This is a genomic window from Photorhabdus temperata, from assembly GCF_025384845.1.
GTDB lineage: Bacteria > Pseudomonadota > Gammaproteobacteria > Enterobacterales > Enterobacteriaceae > Photorhabdus > Photorhabdus temperata.
Map to the genome: position 1 here is coordinate 12,668 of NZ_JAJAFX010000014.1, position 15,150 is coordinate 27,817.

At 44.1% G+C, this 15,150-nt stretch carries 16 protein-coding genes; 4 read left to right on the forward strand and 12 right to left on the reverse strand.

The window, feature by feature from the left end:
* Positions 1–7: 7 nt before the first annotated feature.
* The 4 genes from cysW to LGZ99_RS07390 all read right to left on the reverse strand — a co-directional run bounded on the left by cysW (position 8) and on the right by LGZ99_RS07390 (position 3,563).
* Positions 8–853, reverse strand: a complete 846-nt coding sequence (gene cysW, locus LGZ99_RS07375) for a sulfate/thiosulfate ABC transporter permease CysW (protein ID WP_023045718.1) — start codon at positions 851–853, stop codon at positions 8–10.
* A complete protein-coding gene (gene cysT, locus LGZ99_RS07380) occupies positions 853–1,686 on the reverse strand; it encodes a sulfate/thiosulfate ABC transporter permease CysT (RefSeq protein ID WP_036838235.1) in 834 nt (277 codons plus the stop codon). Before cysT ends, cysW begins: the two co-directional genes overlap by 1 nt.
* On the reverse strand, positions 1,686–2,708 hold the full coding sequence (locus LGZ99_RS07385) for a sulfate ABC transporter substrate-binding protein (protein ID WP_036838232.1): 1,023 nt from the start codon (positions 2,706–2,708) through the stop codon (positions 1,686–1,688). Before LGZ99_RS07385 ends, cysT begins: the two co-directional genes overlap by 1 nt.
* A 246-nt stretch (positions 2,709–2,954) precedes the next feature.
* Positions 2,955–3,563: an RpoE-regulated lipoprotein gene (locus LGZ99_RS07390; RefSeq protein WP_036838229.1), complete on the reverse strand. Its 609-nt coding sequence runs from the start codon at positions 3,561–3,563 to the stop codon at positions 2,955–2,957.
* Positions 3,564–3,732: 169 nt separating this feature from the next.
* On the opposite strand from LGZ99_RS07390, the gene LGZ99_RS07395 reads away from it, so the two are divergent.
* Positions 3,733–4,152, forward strand: a complete 420-nt coding sequence (locus tag LGZ99_RS07395; RefSeq protein WP_390894004.1) for a YgiW/YdeI family stress tolerance OB fold protein — start codon at positions 3,733–3,735, stop codon at positions 4,150–4,152.
* A 41-nt stretch (positions 4,153–4,193) separates the two neighbouring features.
* On the opposite strand, the gene LGZ99_RS07400 is transcribed toward LGZ99_RS07395, so the two are convergent.
* A complete protein-coding gene (locus tag LGZ99_RS07400; protein ID WP_021323882.1) occupies positions 4,194–4,625 on the reverse strand; it encodes a GNAT family acetyltransferase in 432 nt (143 codons plus the stop codon).
* A 137-nt stretch (positions 4,626–4,762) separates the two neighbouring features.
* On the opposite strand from LGZ99_RS07400, the gene hemF reads away from it, so the two are divergent.
* The 3 genes from hemF to LGZ99_RS07415 all read left to right on the forward strand — a co-directional run bounded on the left by hemF (position 4,763) and on the right by LGZ99_RS07415 (position 7,502).
* The gene (gene hemF, locus LGZ99_RS07405) at positions 4,763–5,671 is read left to right on the forward strand and encodes an oxygen-dependent coproporphyrinogen oxidase (RefSeq protein WP_021323883.1); all 909 of its coding nucleotides are present in this window, start codon (positions 4,763–4,765) and stop codon (positions 5,669–5,671) included.
* Positions 5,672–5,903: 232 nt separating this feature from the next.
* Positions 5,904–7,010 carry a metalloprotease PrtS gene (gene prtS, locus LGZ99_RS07410; RefSeq protein WP_021323884.1) on the forward strand — a complete coding sequence of 369 codons (1,107 nt, stop codon included), beginning with the start codon at positions 5,904–5,906 and terminating at the stop codon, positions 7,008–7,010.
* A gap of 174 nt (positions 7,011–7,184) precedes the next feature.
* A complete protein-coding gene (locus tag LGZ99_RS07415; protein WP_036838225.1) occupies positions 7,185–7,502 on the forward strand; it encodes a protealysin inhibitor emfourin in 318 nt (105 codons plus the stop codon).
* A 27-nt stretch (positions 7,503–7,529) separates the two neighbouring features.
* On the opposite strand, the gene der is transcribed toward LGZ99_RS07415, so the two are convergent.
* From der to LGZ99_RS07450, 7 genes are all read right to left on the reverse strand, one after another.
* A complete protein-coding gene (gene der / locus LGZ99_RS07420) occupies positions 7,530–9,014 on the reverse strand; it encodes a ribosome biogenesis GTPase Der (protein WP_021323886.1) in 1,485 nt (494 codons plus the stop codon).
* 162 nt (positions 9,015–9,176) lie between these two features.
* Positions 9,177–10,349, reverse strand: coding sequence for an outer membrane protein assembly factor BamB (bamB, locus tag LGZ99_RS07425; protein ID WP_036838223.1), 1,173 nt, complete (start codon positions 10,347–10,349; stop codon positions 9,177–9,179).
* Positions 10,350–10,362: 13 nt separating this feature from the next.
* On the reverse strand, positions 10,363–10,983 hold the full coding sequence (locus tag LGZ99_RS07430) for a YfgM family protein (protein WP_021323888.1): 621 nt from the start codon (positions 10,981–10,983) through the stop codon (positions 10,363–10,365).
* A gap of 11 nt (positions 10,984–10,994) precedes the next feature.
* Complete coding sequence (gene hisS, locus LGZ99_RS07435) at positions 10,995–12,272, reverse strand: histidine--tRNA ligase (protein WP_023045710.1); 1,278 nt, start codon at positions 12,270–12,272, stop codon at positions 10,995–10,997.
* Positions 12,273–12,392: 120 nt separating this feature from the next.
* Positions 12,393–13,514, reverse strand: coding sequence for a flavodoxin-dependent (E)-4-hydroxy-3-methylbut-2-enyl-diphosphate synthase (gene ispG, locus LGZ99_RS07440; RefSeq protein ID WP_021323890.1), 1,122 nt, complete (start codon positions 13,512–13,514; stop codon positions 12,393–12,395).
* 71 nt (positions 13,515–13,585) lie between these two features.
* Positions 13,586–14,572 carry a cytoskeleton protein RodZ gene (gene rodZ / locus LGZ99_RS07445; RefSeq protein WP_023045709.1) on the reverse strand — a complete coding sequence of 329 codons (987 nt, stop codon included), beginning with the start codon at positions 14,570–14,572 and terminating at the stop codon, positions 13,586–13,588.
* 121 nt (positions 14,573–14,693) lie between these two features.
* Complete coding sequence (locus tag LGZ99_RS07450) at positions 14,694–15,107, reverse strand: tetratricopeptide repeat protein (RefSeq protein WP_036838221.1); 414 nt, start codon at positions 15,105–15,107, stop codon at positions 14,694–14,696.
* Between the last annotated feature and the right edge of the window lie 43 nt (positions 15,108–15,150).

A 15,150-nucleotide genomic window follows, 5' to 3' on the forward strand; every position in this document is an offset into this window, starting at 1 on the left:
TCCTACCTTAACTATGCTGGCGACTTAACCGCCACTGCAAAGCACTTTTAACAACCAATGTGATCATTGCCATCAACGCCAGTAATGCCGCCGCAGTAAATGCCCCTACGGTATTGTAATCTTGATGCAATAATTCAACCTGCAACGGCAATGTATAAGTTTCACCACGAATCGCACCGGATACCACTGACACAGCACCAAATTCACCAATTGCCCGGGCATTGGTCAAAACCACACCATATAATAACGCCCAGCGGATATTGGGTAATGTCACCCGCCAAAACATTTTCCAACCAGACGCCCCCAACAATATTGCCGCTTCATCTTCCTGGCTTCCCTGGCTAAGCATCATCGGCACCAACTCCCGGACAACAAACGGGCAAGTCACAAACACCGTGACCAACACCATGCCCGGCCAGGAAAACATTAATTGAATGTCATAGGGTTCCAGTAAACTTCCTGCCCAGCCATTCGAACCATAAAACAGCAGATAGAGCAAACCCGCCACTACCGGCGACACAGCAAACGGGATATCGATTAACGTCAGCAAACATTGCCGTCCCGGAAACTGAAAACGTGTCACCAACCAGGCAATCATCACGCCAAAAATCAGGTTTACCGGAACGGTGATCAATGCAATTAATACCGTTAACCAGACGGCATGCAGCATGTCAGTATCTAAAAGATTCTGAGTGACTACCCCAACTCCTTTAGAAAAGGCGGTCATAAATATCCATACAATTGGGATCACTAACAACAAGACTGAAAACAGAACTCCTGTTGTGATAAGCCCCCATTTCCCCCAATTGACAGGCGATCGTTGTGCAATAGAAAATTGAGACAGTTCAGCCATTAATGCCCTCCAATCCGCTTACCAAAGCGACTTTGCAGAGTATTAATGCTAAACAGTAATATCAGGGATACCGCCAATATAACCGATGCAATAGCACTGGCAGCTGGGTAATCAAACTCCTGCAAGCGAATGAAAATCATCAGTGATACCACTTCTGTCTGCCATGCGATGTTACCTGCAATAAAAATCACGGCGCCAAATTCCCCCAGGCTGCGGGTAAAAGAGAGTGCAGCACCAGCAATTAAAGCCGGAGATAATTCAGGCATGATTACACGCCAGAAAGTTTGCCAGCGGCTGGCACCTAATGTCTGAGCCGCTTCTTCATACTCCGGCCCCAACTCTTCAAGTACCGGCTGAATAGTTCGCACCACAAATGGCAGACTGGTAAACGCCATTGCCACCGCAATACCCAGCCAGGTATTCACCACTTTCACATCAAAGTGCCCAAGAAGTGAACCATACCAACCTGTAGCAGAGAACAGCGTTGCCAGTGTCAACCCGGCTACCGCAGTAGGCAACGCAAAAGGGAGATCCATCAAGCCATCCAGTAAGCTACGGCCTGGGAAACGATAGCGGGTTAAGACCCATGCCATCAGCATACCAAACACCGCATTGAAAAAACTGGCAACCGCTGCCGCCAGTAATGTCACTTTGTAAGCCGCCACTACCTGGGGATTAGCAATAACCTGCCAATACTGTTCCCAAGTCATACTGGAAAGCTGCACAACCAATGCACTCAGGGGCAATAATAAAATCAAGCAGGTATAGAACAAGCTGCTACCTAAACTCAGCCCAAAACCAGGCAATACTCGCTTACTAGATACCGCAAACATTACTTATGCCCTTCCGCCAGCAATTGATCCAGTGTGCCATCTGTATTGAAGTGGGTTTTCATCACTTGTGGCCAACTACCAAACTGATCTTCCAGTCGGAACAATTTAGTTTCTGGGAAACGTGCTTTTTGCTGATCCATCACTTTTTTATCGCTGACACGATAATTAAAGCCAGTGATGATCTGCTGTGCCTGTGGGCTATAGAGATAATTCAGATAAGCTTTCGCCGCCTCCTCAGTGCCGTTTCTCACAATATTCTTATCAATCCAGGCAACAGGGAATTCCGCCAGAATATCTATCGGTGGGACAATCACTTCATATTTGTCGTTACCATATTGTTTACGGATATTGCTTACTTCAGATTCGAAGCTTATCAGCACATCACCCAAACCACGTTCAATAAATGAAGTCGTTGCACCGCGACCGCCGGTATCAAACACAGTGACATTTTTCAGGAAACGTTTCATCCATTCGCGGGTTTTATCCTGATCCCCGCCATTTTCCTGTTGAATAGCTCCCCACGCAGCCAGATAAGTGTAACGGCCATTACCGGAAGTTTTAGGGTTTGGGAAGACTAATTTGACATCTTTACGTACTAAGTCATGCCAGTTACGGATATTTTTGGGATTACCTTTACGTACCAGAAATGCCATTGTGGAATAGTAAGGTGAACTACTATTTGGTAGACGGCTCTGCCAATCAGCGGGTATCAGATCACCACGATCATGCAAAATTTGCACATCTGTCACCTGATTGTAAGTCACTACATCGGCCCGCAATCCCTGAAGAATTGCCAGCGCTTGTTTGGAGGAGCCTGCATGGGATTGTTTGATTATCAATTTATCCTGTGGATGCTGCTCATTCCACTGTTTTTCAAATTCAGGATTAAGGGCAGAAAATAGCTCACGCGCAACGTCATAAGAGCTGTTTAACAACTCTACAGCAAAGGCATTACTGCTGCCTAATAAAGTTACTGCTACCAGTCCGTTTAGTATTTTATTGTTTACTGAATACTTTTTCATTTCTCACCTTATCCGTTATTTCATCAAATAACGCTCCGGTGACTAATGTATCCAGTTTATTTATAACAGGGTAGATAACTATCGCTGTTTAATATACCAAATTGCAATTAGAAAGTATGAAACGCAATAAGCTGACAGGAATAGTAAGGTTTTTACTTGAAAAATGCGGGCCTGCTACAGCTCCGCAAGAAATACATCAAATTCACCAAACTGACTCAGTTTGTACTTTCACTCAGAAACAGCTTTTCACCGCTTCCAAACGATACGTTCCACTTTCCAGTTTTTCAGAGCATCATCAGAAGGCATCAAACCTTCCGGACCATTCCAGTTGCCTGTAAACAGATAACTGACATTCTTACTCTGCGGAGATACGCAGATAACTGCCCTCTTTTCTGATTCGCTCACCGTATTTCGGCAAGCATCAAATGCCCGGTTATAAAGCACCGAGAATGGTGTACCGATCTTTGTCCCCCAGACGGTCTCAATATCTTTATCCAACACATCAATACGGCTGACTTTTCCATCTGCCTGACCAAAAAGTTCTATTTTCAGTTGATCACCCTCCATCGCTTGAAATACCGTCACCAACTGACCATTTTTCGTTTCCATGCCGCTGCGTAAGTGGTACTTCCCATCTAACCCTTTATCTATCGCGTCCTTATTCATTGCTGTCAGACTATTTATTTCCCCAACCCCTTGAGCTGAGATTTTTAACGAGCCACCAAACCAGCTAAAAGGCGATAAACTCGACCATGAAAAACCAGATGAGCCCGCACAACCAGCCAGTAACAATGAACAACCTATTGTGGCAAAACGTAATCCTGACAAAATGTTAGTTAAAAAAAACTCCTGCATAACTGGCTCCTTTTGATTAAACACAGAAATGAATACTGAGACATCACACCACGATTGTTAGTTTCAGAGAATAGTTTAAATTATTAACAATGAGTGAATATCACATTGATTAAATATCGCTTGCCGGTATACTGCTTTTCTAAAAATAAGTCACCATAATAAGGTCAATATGATGAAAAAAACATTTGCAACCGCCGCCCTGATTGCTTTATTCAGTGCACCATTAACAGCCCAAACCACACATATGCAATCTGGTGGTTTTTCTGGCCCAAATGCGGCGCAAGCACCAATTCAGACAGCACCACTAGGTGGTTTTGTCGATAACAATGCAAGAATCTCCACTACCCAACAAGTTAAAAGCATGAGAGATGACAGTTGGGTCATGCTGGAAGGGAATATCGAATCCCGTATCCGTGATGATCATTTCATCTTCCGCGATAACTCAGGAATGGTTGAAGTTGAAATTGACCACAAATACTGGAATGGTCAGACGATAACACCTCAGGATAAAATCCGTATCGAAGGGGAAGTCGATAAAGAATGGGGTACTGTGACAGTTGATGTAAAAAAAGTGACTAAATTGAACTAATTATTTGTGGCTGAATGGGACTCATTCAGCCACATTTCTACTTAATATTCCTGGTCAATAATCAAGCGCTTGCTGAAAATAACACTCTCCTGATGGCAATCTTCATATTCTAACTTTTCGCACATATAGAGAGTGGCATCATTATCCTCAGGCACAATAAAAATTATTTTCGGACAGCCACGGGCAATCAATTTCTTTTCCAACCGGGAAATTAATGCATTCGCAATTCCCCGTCCCCGGAATTCAGGATGAACACCCAAATAATAAGCCGAACCACAGTGACCGTCATAACCACCCATAACAGTCCCAACCACTTCACCCGCCACTTCCGCGACTAAAAACAGGTCAGGATCATGGGTCAGCTTACGCTCAATATCCATTTCAGGATCAACACCAGGATTAAGTAAATCGCAGCGTTCCCATAAGGTGATCACTGCTTCAAAATCATCTTGTCGAAATACCCGAATTTCCATTCCTAACCAACCTGTTTTTATTGAAATAACCATTTCACATTATCTTCGCTTTAGCACCGGAATCAATACGAAAATGTGTTCTCTATCACCAATAGGTATAATATGGCAATCACTGCATTATTAATGAGAAAAGAATCATGAACACACCAAACATCAATCAGATTAAATCTTTTTTCCTTTCATTACAGAATGAAATTTGCCAGCAACTGGAACAGGTAGATGGCAAAGGGAAATTTATTGAGCAATGCTGGCAACGGGAAGAAAGCGGTGGCGGCCGCAGCCGAATTATGAAAGAAGGTGCTATATTCGAACAAGCCGGCGCTAATTTTTCCCATGTATCAGGAACCATGCTTCCCTCATCAGCAACAGCCCATCGCCCTGAATTGGCCGGCCGTAATTATCAGGCCATGGGCGTCTCTCTGGTTATTCATCCTTTAAATCCCTATATCCCAACCAGCCATGCTAACGTCCGGTTTTTCATTGCGGAAAAAGAAGGTGAAGCGCCAGTATGGTGGTTCGGTGGAGGTTTTGATTTAACACCTTATTATGGTTTTGAGGAAGATGCTATTCACTGGCACACTACCGCCAAAAATATATGTCAACCATATGGAGAAGATATCTATCCAAAATACAAAAAATGGTGTGATGAGTATTTCTATATTAAACATCGTAATGAAGCTCGTGGAATTGGTGGCTTATTTTTTGATGATTTAAATACGCCTGATTTTGAACATTGTTTTCACTTTACTCAGGATATAGGTAAAGGTTTTATTTCTGCTTATCTGCCTATTGTGGAAAAAAGGAAGAACATATTATGGAGTGAACGTGAACGGCAATTTCAATTATATCGCCGTGGTCGTTATGTTGAGTTTAACCTGGTTTGGGACAGGGGAACCCTATTTGGATTACAAAGTGGCGGACGAACAGAGTCTATCTTAATGTCCATGCCACCATTAGTACGTTGGGAATATGACTATCACCCTGAGCCAGGATCTGTGGAAGATTCTTTATATACTGACTTTCTGCCAGTAAAAAACTGGATATGATTTTTTATCATGTTAGGAATATTATAAACAATTATTCCTAACTATTTATATTTTTAATACGACCAATACAGAAATCCCTCACACAAATTATATAACAATTTATTAACAAACCTTTAACATAAAAGAAGCAGGCTGGCCCTGATGACTATCCGATGGAAACGTGTTTAATATGAAAATGTACCTAAAGAGTACATCTAATTAATAACTAATAATTTATTCCAGGAGATATTTTATGCAAATGCAAAACAATAACTACAAAGGTTTAATACCACCGTACATTCTTCAAAATATTTATAAGAATAACAGTGAAAGTGAAAAAGATAACGTATTAATGACATTAAATCATACCCAGAGTTTAATGTTGGACAGTGTTATTAAAACATCAGACTCTATTGATAATACTGATAATGAAGTTGTCAGCGATACTCTACATCGTAGTATTTATGATGCAAAAAATGAAACCAGGTTACCCGGAACTTTAGTACGAGATGAAGGTGATCCAGATAATGGCGACGTAGCCGTTGATAATGCATATAAATATCTGGAAGCAACTTACAATTTCTACAAAGAAGTTTTTAACCGCAATTCATTAGATGATAAAGGAATGAAATTGATTGCCACCGTGCATTACGGCAAAGAATACATGAATGCGTATTGGGGCAGAGGACAAATGGTGTTTGGTGATGGTGACGGTAAGGTTTTCAATAACTTCACCACATCTATCGATGTAATTGGTCATGAATTATCTCATGGTGTTATCGAAAAAACAGCAGATTTGATCTATTTCTTCCAGTCCGGAGCATTGAATGAATCAATTGCCGATGTCTTTGGCTCACTGGTAAGGCAACATTATCTAAAACAGAAAGCTGATGAAGCAAGCTGGGTTGTAGGAGAAGAATTACTGGCCAAAGGTATTAAAGGTGTAGGGATTCGTTCAATGAAAGAACCCGGCAAGGCATATGATGATCCGCTTCTTGGTAAAGATCCTCAGCCTGGTCATATGGATGATTTTAAAGACTACCCGATTTATAGAGACAATGGTGGTGTTCATGTTAACTCAGGTATTCCTAATAAAGCCTTTTATAATCTCGCGATAAAATTAGGCGGATATGCTTGGGAAAAAGCAGGAAAGATATGGTACAACACACTGCTGGATAAAGATCTTGCACGCGATACTACCTTCTTATCCTTTGCCAAGTTAACAGTTAAACATGCTCGTGATTTAGGTGAGGATGTTGAAAAAGCCACTATAGACAGCTGGCAAGAAGTGGGCATTAAAGTGAAAGAAGAAGATAAAGGCAAAGACGAAGGAAAAGATAAGGGAGAAACTAAAGTTTAATCTGTAAATATATCGCTGGTTTAATACCAGCGATATTCTATTATTTGTAACACCTAACCTGACAGCTCCTATTAATAAAGAAAGATAGCTAATGAAAGGTGCTAAAATTGTTAACGACGAATTTCACGCTATACTGTAGAAACGTAAAAATTAACCGTGCAAAACTGGTATATCATGAACAATAAAATCATCGAACTCACAACTGATAGTAAAATCACGATTTCCCTGCAAGGAGGATTTGCTGCTACACCGGGTCTTAGCCAAGATAAAACAGTGAATTTAAAATCATTATCTCCCCACCAGAAACAACTATTTGTTCAGGCTATAGAACGGAATTTTTCTGATTCTATGCCGCTATCACCCTGTCCTGATCAACATTATTATCTGCTCTGTATCATCACGGGAAATGAAGAATATCACTTCATATTTCCAGAATTAGATGCACCAGAAATAATTACTCAAATATGGGATGCCAGCAAAAAGGGTGGTTAATCACCACCCCCCTCTCTTTATTAGAAACTAACGCTTTTTCAGATGAGCCATCAGACGCTTACGTTTACGCATCTGATTCGGCGTCAAAGTATTACGTTTATCAGCAAAGGGGTTTGCCCCTTCTTTAAACTGAATCCGAATGGGTGTCCCCATCACTTTCAAGGACCGACGGAAATAGTTCATCAGATAACGCTTATAAGCATCAGGCAAATTAGCTACCTGATTACCGTGGATCACAACAATGGGTGGATTATAGCCACCAGCATGGGCATATTTCATTTTCACCCTGCGCCCACGGATCATCGGCGGTTGGTGATCTTCTTCAGCCATACGCATGATACGGGTTAACAGTGCAGTATTCACCCGGCGAGTCGCGCAGTCATAAGCCTCAAGAATCGAGTCAAACAAGTTACCCACACCACTGCCATGTAAAGCGGAGATAAAATGCACTCTGGCAAAGTCAACAAAGCCAAGACGATAATCAAGCATTTCTTTCACTTGCTCTTTATCTTCTTGCGACATGCCATCCCACTTATTGACCGCAATAACCAATGAGCGCCCGCTATTAAGAATAAAACCCAATAACGACAAATCCTGATCGGAAATGCCTTCACGGGCATCGATCACCAGTAATACAACGTTAGCATCTTCAATCGCCTGAAGGGTTTTGATGACTGAGAATTTTTCAACCGTCTCGGTAACCTTACCCCGCTTACGCACACCCGCGGTATCAATCAGGATATATTCGCGGCCATCACGCTCCATAGGAATATAAATACTGTCACGGGTAGTACCCGGCATGTCATAAACCACAACCCTTTCTTCACCTAAGATACGGTTCGTCAAGGTAGATTTACCGACGTTTGGCCGGCCGACAATGGCTAATTTTAATGGCAGAGTTAATGGATCAAAATCATCTTCTTCCTCTTCCACCATTTCCACTTCATTCTGCTCCAGCTCGGCCCAATAGGCTGCGTTGGCTTCTTCCTCTGTCAGCTCAACCTCTTCTTCCTCACCTTTACCGGAAAAAGGCAGCAATGCCCGTTCGATAAGTTGGGTGACACCACGACCATGAGAAGCGGCGATGGAATATATATCACCCAATCCAAGTGAATAAAATTCAGCTACGGATGTATCAATATCAATACCATCGGTTTTATTCGCCACCAAAAAAGTGGCTTTTTCACGGCTGCGCAAGTGTTTTGCTATAGCGTGGTCTGCCGGCATCAGCCCGGCACGGGCATCTACCATAAACAGAACAATATCGGCTTCTTCAATCGCCATCAAAGATTGTGCCGCCATATGGGTTTCAACACCATCTTCGGTACCATCAATACCACCAGTATCAATGATGATAAATTCCTGTCCTTCAACTTCGGCCCGACCATATTTGCGATCGCGGGTCAGACCGGGAAAATCCGCTACCAGCGCATCTCTTGTACGGGTTAAACGGTTAAATAACGTGGACTTACCCACATTTGGGCGCCCTACCAGAGCGACGACAGGTGTCATTTGTTGATGCCTCATGACTAAATTTGAAATCAGTATTTTGCTACTCATCATTAGCTGCAACAAAACACTAAAAAGACGAAACGGCCCCTGTGCTTTTCAGGAGCCGTGGGATTATAACAACTCTTTATTCTCTATTTCCGGTAAACAGACAGTAAGAAATACTCAACGGGTAAACAGGTAAACCGCACCGTCTTTCGCCTGTACCATCAGCTTATCACTGGCAACAACCGGACGACTCATGAAACCAGAGCTATCAACTTTATGTTGAGCAACGAACTTACCATCATCCATATTCAACCAGTGCAAATAGCCTTCACTATCACCAACAACCAGATAGCCATTATACATTTCAGGTGCCGTCAAGTTGCGGTGTTGTAATTTTGTCTGAGTCCACAGCGTCACACCATCACTTTGACGCAGGCTCATAACCCGATCGTTTTGATCAACAATGTAAATATGATCACCGGAAACAACCATCTCGTTCACTGAACCCAAATCACGTTTCCAGAGGATCTGACCTGAACGCATGTCAAGCGCCACCAGATTACCGTTATAGGCTATCGCATATATCACGCCTTCAGAAATAACCGGCGTTGTATCAACATCACTAAGACGACCGATTTCTGTCGAGCTAGTTACCTGAGAAATACGTTGCTGCCAAATCAGTTGCCCCTGAGAAATCAGCACTGCGTTAACACGACCATTATCACCCCCCACGATCGCGGCACCGTAAGCCACAGCCGGAGCTGATTCACCACGCAACGATAATGATGGGGTATCCATATTAACGGACCACTGTACTTTTCCATCTGACTCATTCAATGCCTGCAACATGCCGTTGCTGGTATGAATCAGCACCAGGCCATCACTCACCACCGGACGCGACAACGCTTCTCCGGCAACTTCAGATTCCCAGGCAATCTGGCCGTCTTCAGTATTCAGCGCGATGACTTTGGCACGTTCAGTGCCGACATATAAATGATTCCCAGCAACAGTCAGGCCGCCAGAAAGCAACGCAGGGATACGGGAAGAGAGAAAACCCGCTTTTTCAGCCAAATTTACCGACCACACCTCTTTGCCGCTATCAATGTCCAGCGCCTTAACGATGCCATGACGATCAGCAACATAGACAACAGAACCCTGCCAGGTTGGTGTCAAGTGAGAGTAATAACGCCCAACACCATCACCTACAGATTTATCCCAGACAGCCCTTGGGCTAAATTGATTCTCAACCTGTGGCAACGGTGACATAGTTACTGTGTCATGCTCACTTGAACAACCCGCTAACAGAACAGAAGCAACCAGACCAACCAAGAGTGTTTTACGCAGCTGCATTGAAAGGATCCCCTTAGCTGGATAAATTATTCAATTTAAGATTTAACATCGATTTAATCGCCTGCGGTGAATCTGATCCCAGACCTTTGGTATAAGCTGCACGGGCACCCGCAATATCACCTTTTTTCAACAGCGCATCGCCGCGGATATCCTCTGCCACGGCAACCCAGCCGGAACCTTTCACCTGTTCCAGTGTTTTCAATGCGACATCCGCTTTATCTTCCGCCAATTGAACCCTGGCTAAACGAATATTAGCCAGAGCCTGCAAATCTTCATTTTTTGTCTGACTGACAGCCGCAGATAAAAATTGATCCGCTTTGGCTAGCTCATTCTTTTCAACAGCCAATTGAGCCAAATGCATATGAGCCATCACGCCATAACTATTGTTAGTTTCAACGGCAAACTTCTCAGCGGTGGCATGACTCTCTTTTGCACCGGAAATTAATCCACGATTTACCTGTTCAAAAGCTTCCGCACTGCCCTGCAATTGATTTGTCTGATGAGATTGCCAATAACGCCAACCAATCAGCGCGCCAGCGCCCAGCACCAGCCCGAAAACCAACGCTTTGCCATTATCGGCAAAAAAGCGGCGGATCGCGTCAACTTGTTCGTTTTCATTGGTATAGACTTCCACGGAGTCTCTCCTTAACCTAACAATTCAGCCAAACGAGCTGCAATTTCGCTTTGCGGCAACGTTTGTTGTTCGCCTGTACGTAAATCTTTAATCGCTGCCTGACCAGAACGGACTTCATCTTCACCTAAAATCAGCGCAATTTTAGCGCCTTGTTTATCCGCACGTCCCAATTGCTTCTTAAAGTTCCCTCCCCCGTGGTTAGTCACCAGACGCAATTGCGGCAAGACATCACGTATCTGCTCAGCCAGAATCAACGCTGCCTGCTGACTACCTTCGCCGAAGGAAGCAAGATAAACCTCCGCCACTGATAGCTCCGCCACAAATGCCGGGTTCATTTCCTGCACCAACAGAACCAGACGTTCCATTCCCATAGCAAAACCCACAGCAGGAGTAGGACGACCACCCAGTTGTTCAACCAGCCCATCGTACCGACCACCGGCGCAAACAGTCCCCTGAGCCCCCAAAGCCGTTGTCACCCATTCAAATACCGTGCGGTTATAGTAATCCAGACCACGAACCAGACGCTGGTTAATCCGGTATTTGATACCAGCCGCATCAAGAAGCGCACGCAGGCCGTCAAAATGTTCCTTTGATTCGGCATCAAGATAATCAAACAGTTCCGGCGCATCATTAAGAAGTTGCTGAACCTCAGGATTTTTTGAATCCAAAACACGCAATGGGTTGCTGTACATACGACGTTTGCAATCTTCATCCAGCTTATCTTTATGCTGTTCAAGGAAAGCAACCAGCGCTTCGCGATAACTGGCCCGCGCTGCTAATGAACCAATCGAGTTCAGTTCAAGCGTCACATGTTCAGAAATACCGAGCTCACGCCACCAGCGAGCAGTCAATAAAATAAGTTCAACATCAATATCAGGTCCCTGAAGACCAAAGACTTCAGCCCCTAACTGGTAGAATTGGCGGTAACGGCCTTTTTGTGGACGCTCATAACGGAACATGGGCCCGAAATACCATACGCGCTGTTCCTGATTGTACAGCAGACCATGTTCAATACCTGCACGCACACAGCCTGCGGTATTTTCAGGACGCAGGGTCAAACTTTCACCATTGCGATCATCAAAGGTGTACATTTCCTTTTCGACCACATCAGTCACTTCCCCGATAGCCCGTTTGAATAACGGGGTCTGCTCTACAATCGGTGTGCGGATCTCACTATAACCATAACCCGCCAACACGCGTTTCAAAGCGCTTTCAATACGCTGCCAAATAGCAGTGTCTGCTGGCAAGTAGTCGTTCATGCCACGAATAGCTTGGATATTTTTTGCCACGTCTTATCCCTGTTAATAATTCAAAAATGAGGTTGATTATAGAAGCGAATACGGACGAGCTTCAATTAGCAAACTAAAACAACACTGGTTCATCACAACAATGAACCAGTATCAGGTATATTATTTATCCAGTTGACTTATGTCGATACGCTTATTTTCATCCAGCATTGATGCTTTAGCGCGGATCTTAGCCTCAAGTTGATCAATCATATCAGCATTGTCGAGACGCTCTTTCTGCCGCACTCCGTCTTGATAAAAACCACTTTTTGTTCTAGCACCAGTGACACCCAGAGTGGAAACCTCCGCCTCACCCGGTCCGTTAACCACACAACCAATGATTGAAACATCCATCGGGGTGAGTAAATCTTCCAGGCGTTGTTCCAACGCATTAACGGTGCCGATAACATCAAATTCCTGACGAGAACAAGTTGGACAGGCGATAAAGTTAATACCTCGGGAGCGAATGCGTAATGATTTCAGAATATCAAAACCCACTTTAACTTCTTCGACCGGATCGGCAGCCAAAGAAATACGCAGAGTATCACCAATGCCTTCTGACAGGAGGAGACCCAAGCCAATTGCTGATTTTACCGAACCTGCACGAGCGCCACCGGCTTCTGTGATACCAAGATGTAATGGCTGATCAATCTTCTGGGCCAACAAACGGTAAGCACCAACCGCCAGAAATACATCTGACGCTTTTACACTGATTTTAAACTGGTCGAAATTAAGTCTTTCAAGAATATCCACATGGCGCATAGCAGATTCCAACAATGCTTCCGGGGTTGGCTCACCATATTTTTCCTGAATATCCTTTTCCAGTGATCCGCCATTCACACCAATACGGATTGGGATATTTTTGTCGCGGGCAGCCGCCACAACCTCACGGATACGCGCCTCATTACCGATATTACCAGGGTTAATACGCAGACAATCGACACCATACTCTGCAACTTTAAGTGCGATACGGTAATCAAAATGAATATCTGCAACCAAAGGAACATTAGCCTGCTGCTTAATCAATTTAAACGCTTCTGCCGCATCCATCGTTGGTATTGATACACGGACAATATCAACCCCGACACGCTCAAGCGATTTAATTTGTTGAACAGTGGCTTCCACATCTGTAGTGCGTGTGTTTGTCATTGACTGCACCGAAATTGGCGCACCATCCCCGACTGGCACATTCCCTACATAAATACGCGTAGATTTGCGTCTTTTTATCGGCGATTCATTATGCATACTGGTGTTTCTCCCATACTTCCATGTGTTTACTTATAACATGACAACGATGCCATCACTGCCAAAGGCATTTATTGTGTTCCTGGTACTTTAAGACGCGCAATACGATGCTCTTTAATAAAGCGGCTTAAATCGACAACTTGCCCCCGGAACTGTACATCCACTACAGCAGGGGCACCGATAGTTAACTTATAAGGTAATGAACCGGAGAGATTCAGACTGTCACCCTTCTTTTTAGTTCCACTAAACAGCATCTTTCCATTCGCATCAACAACCTGCAACCAACAGGATGCTTTGAAATTCATCACCAGTTTATTACTGTCAGCCACTGCCGTTGAACCATTTTCAGACACAGCCGATAGTGGAGCCGCACTCGGGTTAACGGGTAACGGAGCAGTCCGCGGCTGAATTTCAGGTGTTTCCACCACCTGATGTTGAGCTGATGCTACAGGCGGAGACGTTTCACCGCTATTAGCATTATTCGCCTTCACCGAATTTTCGGTTGAAGCAGCAGATAATGGCTGTTCACTGGCCGGCAACTGTGTCGCCTGATCGTTGCTCCCGGTGGCGAGATCCGACACATGGACTTTCTTCTGAGCAACCTGTGCCGCAGACTGATCAGCCATCGAAATCAATTCTTTCTGTTGAGCTGTGTGGTTTTGCCACCACCATGCTCCCGTCAGACTAATCACGACCAAAATAATTAGCCACGTAATCCACATCAACCAACTTTCACGTTTTTTACGTTTCTTACCCAATGAAAAACTCTGCATCGGTGAAACTTTCGCGGTTTTTGCCGGAGTATGCTTATCCAGAATCGCCAGAATTTCCGCCTCTGGAATTTGTATCAATTTAGCATAAGAACGAACATAACCACGCAGGAAAGTAGGCACCATATTGGCCGGTATATTGTCCTCTTCAATATCACGGATAGTGGAAAGTTTCAGACACAGACGATCAGCCACCGTCTGTTGAGTTAGCCCGTGCTGTTCACGAGCCTGACGCAGGAGCTGACCTGCGGTCAAATGAGCTTGTTCTGGAGTCGTTTCAGTATTCATTAGCAAGAAGACGCGGTACTGTCCAAGTTGTGAAAAACTTCGCGCTGGCTCCTTGCTATAATCCTTACATTATACAATGGCCTGCGCGGCGAAATAGATTTGCTATTTTACTAGCGGCAAATCACTGATAACAAATACGCCTGTCAGCATTATTCCCGGTTAACAGAATTTTGGCTTCTTCATATTGCCCCTGCTCACAGAGAAAAACGCTGTAATGATACAATACCGTATCATTTCCTGGCGCATACTGCATCGCCATTTTGTAACGCTGACGGGCAGCTTCCGGCTGACCAGAATACTGCTCATACAGCGCCATACCTAATTGAGCCTGATAATGGTCTGGCTGCGCCAGTAATACCTTATCAAAGTGGTATCTGGCGGCAGATAAATGACCCTCAGCCAGATAGGCCATTCCCAGTTGAATCCGAGTTTCTGCCGCAACTTTTCTCTGTTTATTTCCGTTTGCCGGTTGATTAGAACACCCTGCCAATAATACGGCAGCAATAACCATTCCCGATAACAATTTCCTTATCATTCCATCCCCACTTAATTAAGGATACGCAATTGTCGCAGTAATT